Genomic DNA, 12,417 nt, shown 5'->3' on the forward strand with positions numbered 1-12,417 from the left:
CAAAGCTAGAAATACATATCACCAACCCGCATAAAAGAGACAAACAAATTAATGCAAACTATATCATCTCCTAAAAAATCAGTGAAAAGCAACGCTAAATTTAACTTGTTAATTCTACGGTTAGGAACATATATTATTCTGACAGTTTTATTCAGTGGAATAACCAAAGCAGCTTTTTCCTCAAAACAAGAAATTATTACTCAAAACTCAATTCCCTCTACTCCTCAAGCAACATCTACAGATAAATTATTGCAAGCAGGAATCATCCAGCTACGCGAATATAAACTCAGAGATGCAGAGAAAACTTTTCAACAAGTTTTAGCACTGCGACAAAAACAACAAGATTCTTTAGGTGAAGCAGAAGCATTAAATTATTTGGGCGAAGTTTATAACTCATTAGGCGAATATTCAGAAGCGCAGAAAGCATTAACTCCAGCTTTAGCTATTTATCAAAAGCTGAATAATCGCCAAGGTGAAGGTAATGTATTCGATAATCTGAGTGAAACTTATGGCGGATTAAAAGAATATTCAAAAGCACTAGAAACATTTCAAAAAGCTTTGACTATACGCCGAGAAGTCAATGACGAAAAAGGAGAAGGCGAGACACTAACTAATATTGGTATAGTTTATATTAGTCAGGGTAAATTGAAAGAAGCAGTAGAACCACTGCAAAAATCTTTAAAAGTTCGACAGCAGATTAAAGATAGTTTTTATGAACCTGAAACTATTGCTTTATTAGGTTTAGTAAATAGAGCTTTAGGTAAAACCGAAGCAGGTTTAGAATTACTCAATCAAGCTTTCCAACTTAGTCGCCAAGTCAAAAATCCTCGTGCAGAAGCAATAGCTTTGATGCTCAATGGCTTAGTTTATCAAGGTTTGAATAAAGATGATAAAGCCCTTCAATTTTATCAAAGTGCATTAATAATCATCAAAAAAGGCGGAAATCTTTCTGAAGAAGCTTTTATTCTCAATCAAATGGGATTATCTCATCACAAGTTAAAACAATATCTCCAAGCAATAGATTATTTTCAGCAGGCTTTACCCATTAATCAAAAACTGAAAAAACGTGAAGCTGAAGCCGAAATTTTAGTTGTCACTGGTTTAAGTTATTATGAACAGCAGAAATCAAAACTCGCCTTAGACTTCTTTGAGAAAGCATTAGTAATCTATCAAGAGCTTAAAAAACCTGCTTCACAAGAAACAATTTTATCTTTAATAGGAGGTATTTACAGAACTCAATTAGAAGATTATCCCAAAGCATTAGAATATTATCAGCAAGCTTTAGCTATTGCTCGACAATTAAAAGAACCTAAAGATATAGCTGGTAATCTTGGCGCTCTTTGTGATACTTATTCCTTGATGACACAACATAAACAAGCAATAGATAGTTGTCAGGAAGCTTTAGCACTTTATGAAAAAATACCCAATCAAAAAGAACGCGAAGCTTCAATGCTTCTCAGTCTTGGGCAAATAAATGAATTACAAAAAAACTACGCTCAGGCTGAGTCATTTTTTCAACGTGCTTTAGCAATAAATTCTGAGTTACATGGTCAGGATAGTATAAAAATTGCAGATAATGTCTTTAATTTAGCAAATTTTTACCGCGATCGAGGTAAATACAATCAAGCATTATCCTATTATGAACGCCTTTTAGCAATCAGAGAAAAAAATCTTGGTTCAGAACATCCAGATGTGGCACTGAGCCTTAATTTTGTTGGTCATGTTTATACGGATTTAGCTAAATATCAAGAAGCATTAAAGTATTATCAACGCGCTCGAAAAATTTATGAAAATAATCTTGATTCTCAGGCAGATAAATATTCTAGTGTTCTAAATAATATCGCTATTGTCTATAGTTATTTAGGGAACAACAAGAAAGCAATTATTTTGTATGAAAAATCTCTACAAATAACGAAAAAAACTTGGGGTGATGAAAGTTCTCAAATAACTAAAGCCTTGAGTAATCTTGCTAATTCTTATGAAGAGTTAGGAAATTATCAGAAAGCAGAAGAACTATATAAGCGTTCTTTAACAATAGCTGAGAAACGATATGCAAAAGCAGTAGATGCTAAACTTTTAGAGGAAGCAGCATATCTCAGCTATAGCGCTGAAATTTTTGCATCATCTCTGCAAAAATTGGCTGGTTTATATCAAAACCAGGGAAAGTATCAAGAAGCAATTCAATTATATAAAAAAGCGCAAACAATAAGTGAAAATCAATTTGGAACCGAACATCCTCAAGTTGCTACAATTATCAATGGTTTAGCTTTGGTTTATAAAAAGCAGGGAAAATATCAAGAAGCGCTACAACTTTACCAACGTGCTGAGAAAATATTTGCAAAATCTTTTGGTACTGAACATCCTGAATATGCTACCTATCTTGGCAATTTGGCTAATTTATACCAAGAAAAAGGTAATTATGCAGAATCATTATCTCTATTTGAACGTGCTTTAAAAATTAAAGAAAAGATATTGGGTTTTGAACACCCAGATGTCGCTCTTAGCCTGAATAATTTGGCTTTTTCTTACCAAATACAAGGAAGGTACTCAGATGCAATTAAACACTATCAGCAAGCTCTAGCAATTAACGAGAAGGTATTAGTACCCGATCATCCTCAAGTAGCTCTTACTCTCAATAATTTGGCGATTTTATATCAAGAGCAAGGTAACTACTCAGAAGCGCTGAAAAATTATCAACGTGCTTTCGCAATTCGTCAAACAATATTTGGCTCAGAACACCCATCTATTGCTGAAAGTTTGAATAATTTAGCAGGTATCTATAAAGAGTTGGCTAACTTTCCTCAAGCTATCGATTACTATAAACGTGCCCAAGTAATAACTGAGAAAGTATTTGGTTCCCAACATCCAAGTGTTGCTAGAATCCTTAATAATTTAGCATCTGTCTATCAAGAACAAGGTAATTATGCAGAAGCATTAAAACTGTTTCAAGATTCTTTAGAAATTCGCCGTCAAACATTTGGTGCAGAACATCCAGAAGTTGCTGGTAGTTGGAATAATATTGCTGTTCTCTATAAAGAGCAAGGAAATTACACAGAATCATTAAAATTATTCCAGTCAGCTTTGAAAATTTATGAGAACAAATTCGGTTCCCAACATTATTTTATTGCTCAGAATTTAAATAATATTGCTAATGTTTATCAAGATTTAGGTAATTATCCAGAAGCTATAGATAAATATCAGCGTGCTTTAGAAATTCGCAGTCAAGTATTTGGTTCTGAACATTACTTAGTTGCTCAAAGTTATAATAATCTTTCTGGAGTATATAAAGAACAAGGTAATTATCCAAAAGCTCTTGATTATGCTCAAAAGTCTTTAACAATAAATCAGAAAACATTTAGCAATGAGCATCCAGATATAAGTCAAAATTTAAATAATATAGCTGCAATTTATGAAAATTTAGGAAATAATCGAGAAGCTGAAATTTTATATGATCGTGCTTTAGTTATTAATGAAAAAATATTTGGCAAATTTCATCCTAAAGTCGCTATGAATCTTGATAACTTGGCGGTGCTATACTACAACCAAGAAATATTTGGTGAAGCAACAGAAAATATTCAAATTGAACCATTTATCAAACGTGCCTTAGAGATTAGAGAAAAAATATTTGGCTCTAATCATCCCGATGTTGCTCTCAGTCTGAATAATCTATCAAGTTTATATAATGTGCAGGGTAAGCATCAGGAATCTCTTAAACTCTTACAACGTTCTTTAGCAATTTACGAGAAAGCCTATGGTACTAAACATACCCAAGTAGCAATTAACCTGAGCAACCAAGCTTGGACATACTTTCTTTTGGGTAACACTCAAAAAGCAGTGGAACTCACGCAAAAATCTCTTGACATCACAGAAAGTATTGTTGGTTCTGAACACCCTGATTTTGCGAATAACTTGGGAATGCAAGCTTTGTACTACAATGCCCAAGGTGATACATCTCGTGCAATTGAGTTGAGAAAGCGTGGTTTAGAAATAGGCGATCGCAATCTCAATATTATCCTTGGCATTGGTTCGGAACGCCAAAAACAAAATTATATGGCATTACTAGTAGAGTCAGGTGATACTGCAATTTCTTCTCACCTCCAGTCAGCACCCAATAACCCCCAAGCAGCAAACCTAGCTCTAACTACAATCCTCCGTCGCAAAGGACGCATACTTGATGTTCTCAGCGATAGTCGAAACTGGTTGCGACAAAACCTCACCACAGAAAACCAAAAATTATTTGACGAACTTTCCCAAACCAACTCCCAGCTTGCAAGACTTTTATACAACAGAAATAGTAATTTTACGAATACGCAATATCGCCAAGAAATTGCCCAAATTATGACTAAAGCCGAAAATTTAGAAGCAGAAATCTCCAAACGCAGCGCGGATTTTCGCATCACAATCCAACCTGTAACTATTGAAGCAGTACAAAAATTGATACCTGCGAATACAGCTTTAGTAGAATTTGTTCAATATAAACCCTTAACCAACATCAAAGGAGCAAAACGAAGCGATCGCTATGGCAAACCTCGCTATGCTGCCTACATTCTGACATCCCAAGGCTCAACCCAATGGGTAGATTTAGGAGAAGCAGAAATTATCGATCAAGAAATAGCCGAATTTGGTACAGTTCTGCAAAGCAAATCCCGTGATGTTAAACCAGTTGCGCGTCGTCTGGATAGCAAACTCATGCAACCCATCCGCAAACTATTGGGTGACAAGCGAAAACTGCTACTTTCTCCCGACAGTCAGTTGAATCTGATTCCCTTCGCTGCGCTGGTAGATGAAAATAACCGCTATTTGGTAGAAAATTATACTATTAATTATTTAACAACAGGGCGTGACTTACTGCGATTATCTAATCAGCCATCTAGTGTTCAACCACCTGTGATGATGGCGAATATCGATTTTAATAACGCGGCAAATAACGCACCTATACCCGTAGGTAACAAAGAAGATTTAAAACGCTCCTCAGAAATCAACAGACTCACATTTAGTCCCTTACAGGGAACAAAGCAAGAAGCAGATGCTATTTTACCTCTGCTGAAAGAAAGAGGTATAAATGTAAACATTTTAACAGGAAGTCAAGCCACAGAAAACGCCCTGAAACAAATGCGATCGCCTAGTATTCTCCATATCGCTACCCACGGTTTCTTTCGCACCGATGAAAAAATAGAAGTTCCCGATACTTTTGATTTAGCTGTAGAAAATCGTGGAATTATAGTCAAACCTGGTTCTAGCCATCGAGTGAGCAAGAACATTGAAAATCCCCTACTGCGTTCCGGTATTGCTTTAGCTGGAGCTAATCAACTTCGCAGTGGTAGTGAAGATGGTGTACTGACAGCCTTAGAAGCATCTTCTTTAAATTTATCGGGTACTAAATTAGTCGTACTTTCAGCTTGTCAAACAGGAGTAGGTAAAGCAACCAACGGCGAAGGGGTATATGGTTTGCGTCGTGCTTTTGTGATGGCTGGTACCCAAAGTCAGTTAATTAGTCTTTGGGATGTTAACGATTTAGGTACAAAAGAACTAATGGTGAAATATTACGGAAGATTAATCAAAAACGAGGGACGTTCCGAAACCTTGCGACAGGCGCAATTAGAAATGTTGAAGTCCCAGCAGTATCAACATCCATTCTTCTGGGCTGCTTTCATACCTTCCGGAGATTGGACTCCTGTCAAATTTTAGCCCCAATTTTGGCATATCCTTCCAAAAGCTAGAAATATACTACTTTGATGCAACTTAAGTATCAGAGTACAAAGCCTAACATCATTCACATTTAATTCAAAGCCCAAAATTTTATGATACATATCAAACGTCGTCAATTTCTGCAATTCGCTAGTTCTGCCTTAGCTACAGTCGGTATAAGCCAATTGGACATCATGCGCCAATCCCAACAATATGCCAAAGTTCTAGCGCAAAATACACCCCGCAAATTAGCATTACTGGTAGGGATTGATGAATATAAAAATGGTATTTCAACATTAGGAGGTTGCGAAAATGATGTTTTGTTGCAACGCGAATTATTAACTCACCGCTTTGGTTTTAAAAACACAGATATCTTAACTTTGACTAATACACAAGCAACACGCCAAAGCATCTTAGAGGCATTTGAACAACATTTAATTGACCAAGCTAAACCCGGCGATGTGGTAGTATTCCACTATTCTGGGCATGGTTCATTAGTACAAGATAAAGACCGTGATACACCGGATGGACTCAACGGTACACTTGTTCCCGTTGATAGTTCCTTACCTCCTAATGGTGGTGTAGTTCAGGACATTATGGGGCATACCCTATTTTTACTCATGTATGCGTTAAAAACTGAAAATGTCACCGTCGTCCTAGATTGTTGCTACTCTGGTGCAACCAAACGAGGTAATTTAGTAGTGCGTTCCCGCGGCGATGGCGGAAGCAACTTTTTGGCTAGTCCCGCAGAGTATGAAGAACAGCGTAAATTGCTGGCAAAAACCAAACTTTCAGCACAAGAGTTTATAAACAAACGTAAAAAAAATGTCGCCAAAGGTATTGTAATTACTGCTGCTAAACGTAACCAAGAAGCAAAAGAAGCTAGAATTAGTGACTTTAGTGCTGGAGCTTTTACTTACGCATTAACTCAATATCTTTGGCAACAAATAGGGGATGAATCTTTTAGTAAAACTTTTGTCAATGTTCGTGAAAGCACTCAAGAAATCATCTGGGATCAACAAAATGGTCAGAATCAAGTACCAGAAATAGAGCAAAATTTGCCAGGAAATTCAAATGCATCAATCTATCATTCCACACTCAAAGCAGTTCCAGCAGAGGCTGTTGTAACTGATATTAATGGTGATGAAGTCAATTTATGGTTGGGAGGTATACCTTCACAAAGCTTAGAAGGATTTAATGAAAAAGCAGTTTTTACAGTAGTAGATGCAAATGGCGAGGGACGGGGACAAGTGCAAATTTCATCCCGTAAAGGATTGACAGCTAAAGGTAAATTAGTTAGCACTGCACGTACCCAACTAGGAAAAGGGACGCTTTTACAAGAACGTATCCGCACCATCCCCAAAGATTTAACTTTAAAAATTGGACTAGATGACACTTCTTTGGATAGCAACACCATCAAACAAGCTAAACAAGCACTACAGGCTATTAACCGTATAGAAGTATTGTCCTTAGGACAAAACGAAGTACATTATATCTTTGGTCGTATGACTCAAGCTAAATACCAAGAACTACGACAAAAACGCATACCAAACTTGCCTATTGTCGGTAGTTTCGGAGTATTTTCGCCAACATTGGATGGAATCATTTTCAGTTCCTTTGGCAATGCAGATGAACCAGTCACTAGTGCCGTGGAACGTTTACGACCAAAGCTAAAATCATTTTTAGCGGCCAGAATTGTTAAAGATATACTTGGAAACACAAATACATCACAAATAAGTATAACTACCTCAATAGTTGTTGCTGGTAGTCAAAAACTACTCGCTGAAACTTTCACAACTCGTAGTTTTAAACAAAATACTGGAGTTGCAGATTCTCCCAAACCCAGGCAACCAATCAACTTTTCCGATTCAGGTGTAGCAAAATTGTCCGTAGGCATCAGTATAGCTTTCCAAATTCAAAATAATGAATCCGTGCCCCTCCACGTTAGTATTTTAGGCATAGATAGTACAGGTAAAATGGACGTTCTTTTCCCTTACGATAGGTCAGAAGGTGCGATATTAGTGCAACCAAGACAAAAACTGTCAATTCCCCGACCACCTGAACCAGGGGAAAAACCTACCACCTTTGATATTTCAGAACCACTAGGTTTTGCAGAAGCCCTGATCATTGCCAGTACTGAACCATTACGTGGTTTTCTAGATGTCATCAAAACATTAGCAAATACTAGAGGAATAGGCGATCAACGTAGTCCTATCCCAGATATTACCGGAGACGAATTTTTAGATTTAACTAATAGTTTGTTAGATGATTTAGACAGAAGTACACGCGGGACAAATAGCAATGAAAATATGCAGATACCTCCAAACACTCATGGAAGTGATACTACCAAGTTAGCAGTGATGTCGATTCCATTTGAAGTTGTTGCTTAAAAAAATACAGTTTCTTCAGTACTTGTTAAGTAAGTCAGCGGGAAAATTTACAAGTATGTAACGAAAGACCGCTATAGAGGGTTCAGGCTTTTATGCAAATACACATAGAATTGGTATTACCTAGTATTTATGATTTGCGCAGCTTTTCTGAGGTAATGGTTTTTCTAGAATTTTACACGCAATACTAACAAAATTTCTCTAACTGGGGCTTTATCTGCTTCTAGCTTCTCTATTCTCTCTAATAGTCGTTTTGGAATATACTTGCACTTTTTAAGGAGGCGATCGCCATCCTTCCAAAACTCATAGTGATACCAAGCTTGGGGATAATCTTTGCCGTGAAGGGTGATGGTTTTCCACTGAATGGAGCCACTACCTAATCCTTTGTGTCGTCTAGTTTTACAAGGGTTATTTTTACTAGGGGATATTTCTGACTGTTCGACATTGTTACAAGGGTTATCTTTACTGGGGGGTATCTTTGACTGCTCGACATCGTTACTAGGGCTATTTTCGATATCCCCTAGTAATGTGTTTTTACTAGGGCTAGGCACAACACCAAGTAATATCAAAATTTCTCTAATTGGGCGCTTCTTGAACTCTGCTTCTTGAATAACCCCCAGTAAATGCTTAGGAATGTACTTGGTCTTCTTGCTCCCTTTTTCCTGCCAATGATAATAAGCTTGGGGGTAGTCCTTTCCACCCCTAGTAATGGTGCGCCAATGAATAGTGCCGTTACCCTCACCCCAATTTCTGCGCTTTTTACTAGGGTTGTCAATACTTGGAGTTATCTCTATTTCTGAAGAGTTTTTACTAGGGTTGTCTTTACTGGGGGGTATTTCTATTTCTTCAAAATTTTTACTAGGGCTATTATCAATACCCCCCAGTAAAAATTCCGATACAGGAGGCGGATAGTTTTGACAGGAGTTGGAGGACTCCGATATTCCATCACCGCAAATTCTGGATAATTCCATAGGACTTGTCAAAAAATACCGTTGCTGTGCCTGTTTCGCCGTGTCGTGCCTTAGCCATGATGAGTTCTAATATTCCTTGGTCTGTAGTGTCTGGGTTGTAGTACTCATCCCGGTAAGCGAGAATAATATTGTCTGCCACCATTTCTAAAATTCCCGATTGGCTAAGGTCGCTCATCATTGGGCGCTTATTCTGTCTGCCCTCAACTCCCCTAGAGATTTGCGACAGTGCTAACACGGGTACATCAAGTTCCCCTGCCATTTTGTAAAGTCCCCTGGCTACATCTCCTAGTTCATAGCTGCGGTTGCCTCCAGAGTCCTCTGCCATCATTTGCAGGTAATCAACTACAACTAACCCCAGTTTTCCTTCTTTGGCCTTAATTTGACGGCATTCTGACGCAATTTGTGAAACGGTGATGCCCCTTGAATCATTCATATAAAGCGGCAGTTCTGAGGCAATATCAACGATTTTGGCAATAAGTGTGAATTCCCAATCTGCTAAAGGTTGAAATTTGGCTCGATGTCTGCGGATGCGATCGCTCCTTAGTGGCGTTAATCCTAAATGTTTGTAGGCATTGGTGACGCTAATTAAACTCCACAGCCTGTACTCTAATTGTTTCTTTGTCATCTCCAACGAGAAGATAGCCACAGGTAAATCGTGGAGCAATATCATCTTGAGAGCTAGTTGTAGCGAAATCTGGGACTTTCCCATTGACGGTCTACCCGCAACTATGGTGAGCGTACCGCCTTCAAATCCGACCATTAAATTATCGAGTTCATCAAGTCCTGTAGAGTAGATAGGGCTTCCTGAATCTAATTCCTTGTAAGCAGCAATACTAATTGTGCTGTTGTGTTCGGTGTTTGAACCAAAGCTTTGGTTAGAAAGCTGGAATACTTTCTGTTGCGATTGATCAAGGATTTTGGGTAACTCAGTTTCAGTTTCATAACCCAAATGGACAATCTCATTGCCAGCTTTGATTAACTGCCGCCGCAGGTATTTTTCCATTACTAACCCTGCCAAAGCGTCGATGTTCACAGCTGATACCGTGCGGTCTACCAGAGTTGCTAATTTATTTCTCCCACCAATGCGGGTAAGTAAATCATGGTCAGTCAGCCAACTGGTTACAGAGAGCAAGTCTGTAGGTTTACCCTGGCTGTGAAGGCGCAGCGCTGCTTGATAGATATCTTTGTGAGCGCTGATGTAAAAAGCTTCTGGAATCAAAGAATCGCTCACTCTACTTATTGCTTCTGGGTCAAGCATGATACCACCTAAAATCGCCTCTTCCGCCTCAATGTTTTGGGGTGGCAGGCGATCGCTACCATCACCTTGGAAACTTAGTTGTTCTGTCATAAGCGACTTGAAACTTTAGATTGAATTGGGCAAAGCTTCCATTGATTCATTTGTGTTGCCGTACATGGACATAGCTTGCTGTCGTTGTTGCTCAAGTTCCTCTTGAAACTTTTTCATTTGACTGCTACGGCTACTTTGAGATTTTTTGGACTCGGCTTGTTGGTAGATCACAAATTTTTTGTAATAAACTTCCCAACGGTTCTGTCCGGCTTTAGTGGTGTGAGCTAACCAAGCCTCAATGTCGTTCACTGGCTGGCTGAGGTTCTTTGTCTTTTCCTCACAAAAATTTAAAAAATTCGCTCGCTCGGTTTCTGAGAGAGAGTCTATAAATTCTAAATAAGTCTTATTAATCTTAGGTGTGCTGGAATCTTTATCTGGTAATACTTCTGGCTCGTGCAAGTTGCGTAGCGATCGCGCAAGTTGCGTAGCGATCGCGCAAGTTGCGTAGCGATCGCGCAAGTTGCGGTCAGGCAACAAAGTTGTCTCATCGCAACTTGTTGCCTCATCACAACTTGTTGCCTCATCACAACTTGTTGCCTCATCACAACTTGTTGCCTCATCGCAACTTGTTGCCTCATCGCAACAGTGCAAGCCTTTGGTGAGAACGTGAACCTTAACCTTAAGAAGCTCCATATCGACAAATCCCTTTTCATCCAACGCTTTGAGGGCACGGCCTACAGTGCTGCGGTGAACTGGCTTTTCTGCGGTAGATAAATCCTTGGCAATCCTTGAGGGTGATACTTCCATTCCGGTGCTGTATGGGTCGAGAGTGCGAAGGTAGTAGAGTACATCCCTCTGTGCTGGGGTTAGTTCCCGGCAGGCTCTTAGCCATTCTTCATGTTGGAGCGGGTAGAACTTCCCCTGAATCTTTGTGTCTGTCATAATATGGATAAAATGAGTTTCGCCCTTACCCGCATATGCAAGTAGAGCTAGTTTGTTGTAAAAGTCGCTAAAATTTCACAAAACTGTCACCCCAGCATCATTAAGCCAGTGTGATTTTTGCTAAATTGTATTTTCTAGACAGATTTGATAGTATTCAATAACTTGAAAAAAAGCAAGTAGTGGCAATATGGATAAACATCAAGAAATATTAATTACAGCAATTAAGGAAAGTTGCTTAACAGCAAGAGAAATTTCTGTTAGGGCTGGTGTCCACGAGAGTACTATTAGTAAGTTTCTTGATGGCAAAAACGACCTAAAAGCTGGTAATTACTTCAAAATCCTTCATGCCCTGCCAGAAAATTGTAGAATTCCAGCACTAGCGAGAATAGGAGTAGTTGAGTTAACGCCTATTCAACTAATTGAATCTGCCACACCTAAAGAAAAAGCTGAAATACTACAAGCGATTGCCGCTTGGGTATTACAACCAGGGGCCATATCTGGAAAAAATACGGATACTACAGACCTGCAAGTAGCAGTATGATAGCCTGAGAAATTTTTGATATACACTTAGGCGCTTATTGTGGTAAATAAGGGTGAGGATGATTTTTTAGAAAAATTAATGGAAAACTGCGATCACTTGGATGCCGAGGGAAAAGCTAAGTTAATCAAGCATCTGCTGGGTGAACCTGGGTTACAAGTGGTAATAGGGAGTAATCAAGTTCATGCTACGAATGTATACCAAGTTAATTTAAATAGTCCCGATCAGATATCAACAATATTGGATGCGATCGCCAAAAAAATTTCTTCCCAGAATTCCTCAGAAGATAAGACAGAGGGAGCGGATTAATTTTTAGAGGAGAAGTGGGGCTAACAAGCTTATGCCTTTAGTTCGTTTTTTGGCATGGTAGCGATGAGATACTCTTAAAGGGAAAATGCGACACCGAACAGCCCGCACAACGGACGCGCCCAGTTACCAGCGTAGGCATCGCACCTTTCACAAGAGCGATAGCACTGTAACAACTGCGGATCAGTAGCACTATTCCACAAGTGTAGTTATTGATTAGTTTTGAGGGATAATCAAAAGCTATCAGGACTTACGCAACTGGCACAAAGCACGGGCAGGTAGACAAGGGCGACAAGG

At 38.8% G+C, this 12,417-nt stretch carries 7 protein-coding genes; 4 read left to right on the top strand and 3 right to left on the bottom strand.

Going from position 1 to position 12,417, the window contains the following annotated elements:
* Positions 1-51: 51 nt before the first annotated feature.
* Positions 52-5,688 (top strand): tetratricopeptide repeat protein, encoded by a 5,637-nt coding sequence (locus RMY63_RS34790; RefSeq protein ID WP_322733069.1) that lies wholly within the window; start codon positions 52-54, stop codon positions 5,686-5,688.
* Positions 5,689-5,801: 113 nt separating this feature from the next.
* Complete coding sequence (locus RMY63_RS34795) at positions 5,802-8,078, top strand: caspase family protein (protein WP_322733070.1); 2,277 nt, start codon at positions 5,802-5,804, stop codon at positions 8,076-8,078.
* A gap of 164 nt (positions 8,079-8,242) precedes the next feature.
* Here RMY63_RS34795 and RMY63_RS34800 read toward each other — a convergent pair whose 3' ends face one another.
* The 3 genes from RMY63_RS34800 to RMY63_RS34810 are packed head-to-tail and all read right to left on the bottom strand — an operon-like array spanning position 8,243 to position 11,276.
* Entirely contained in the window at positions 8,243-9,046 is an 804-nt protein-coding gene (locus RMY63_RS34800) for a hypothetical protein (RefSeq protein WP_322733071.1), read from the bottom strand.
* Complete coding sequence (gene dnaB, locus RMY63_RS34805; RefSeq protein WP_322733072.1) at positions 9,021-10,394, bottom strand: replicative DNA helicase; 1,374 nt, start codon at positions 10,392-10,394, stop codon at positions 9,021-9,023. Before dnaB ends, RMY63_RS34800 begins: the two co-directional genes overlap by 26 nt.
* A gap of 15 nt (positions 10,395-10,409) precedes the next feature.
* The gene (locus RMY63_RS34810; protein ID WP_322733073.1) at positions 10,410-11,276 is read right to left on the bottom strand and encodes a MarR family transcriptional regulator; all 867 of its coding nucleotides are present in this window, start codon (positions 11,274-11,276) and stop codon (positions 10,410-10,412) included.
* 187 nt (positions 11,277-11,463) lie between these two features.
* Between RMY63_RS34810 and RMY63_RS34815 the strand changes: the two genes are divergently transcribed.
* On the top strand, positions 11,464-11,817 hold the full coding sequence (locus RMY63_RS34815) for a helix-turn-helix domain-containing protein (RefSeq protein ID WP_185587510.1): 354 nt from the start codon (positions 11,464-11,466) through the stop codon (positions 11,815-11,817).
* A 39-nt stretch (positions 11,818-11,856) separates the two neighbouring features.
* Positions 11,857-12,123 (top strand): hypothetical protein, encoded by a 267-nt coding sequence (locus RMY63_RS34820; protein ID WP_185587512.1) that lies wholly within the window; start codon positions 11,857-11,859, stop codon positions 12,121-12,123.
* Positions 12,124-12,417 lie beyond the last annotated feature (294 nt).

Origin of the sequence: Nostoc sp. ChiQUE01b, assembly GCF_034531255.1 — a bacterium.
Lineage (GTDB): Bacteria > Cyanobacteriota > Cyanobacteriia > Cyanobacteriales > Nostocaceae > Nostoc.